1 protein-coding gene is annotated in these 554 nt (G+C 29.8%); it reads left to right on the top strand.

Features of this window, described 5'->3' with window-relative positions:
• Window positions 1-290 (top strand): LPXTG cell wall anchor domain-containing protein (locus SINDD18_RS10065; protein ID WP_153014472.1); only part of this gene is annotated, 290 nt, incomplete at its 5' end.
• Between the last annotated feature and the right edge of the window lie 264 nt (window positions 291-554).

Raw genomic sequence — 554 nt, 5'->3', positions numbered from 1 at the left:
AGGATATACAGAGAGAAAATCATTCACACAAATCTGACTCAACTAAGGATGTTAAAGCTACAGTTCCTGATAAAAATGATAAAAACTTTGAAAATAAGAAAGAAGTTTATCTTAATGAACCAGAGAATATAGCTAATAAACATACTAATATCGATAGTAAATCGGATACTAACAATTCTGATAGATTGCCAAAAACCGGAACAGTTAGAGAAGGTTTTACACCATTCATTGCTGGAATATTGTTTATAGTAGGAGCGCTTCTTGGATTAAAGAAAAAAGATCAAGATTAAGACAAAATCTGTAGATGAAAAAGTGGTTTATGTACTGAGATTAGCTAGTGTGATGATGAAGTTTACGTTGATATTTATACTCTTTTTAAATTTATAAATGGACTTAGTTTAGATAACTAATGAATTGATTGAAAGGGTTAATATTGACAAATAGTGATCACATTGATTAGAAACTAGAGTCTATCAAAATTTAAATTATAAACCATGACATGAGAAAACGAGCATCTCCAAGAACGGAAATGCTCGTTTTTGAGATTTAGAAGC

It is taken from the genome of Streptococcus infantis (assembly GCF_001579645.1).
In the GTDB taxonomy this organism is placed as follows: Bacteria; Bacillota; Bacilli; order Lactobacillales; family Streptococcaceae; genus Streptococcus; species Streptococcus infantis_E.
This window is presented reverse-complemented; position numbering and strand designations above follow the sequence as displayed.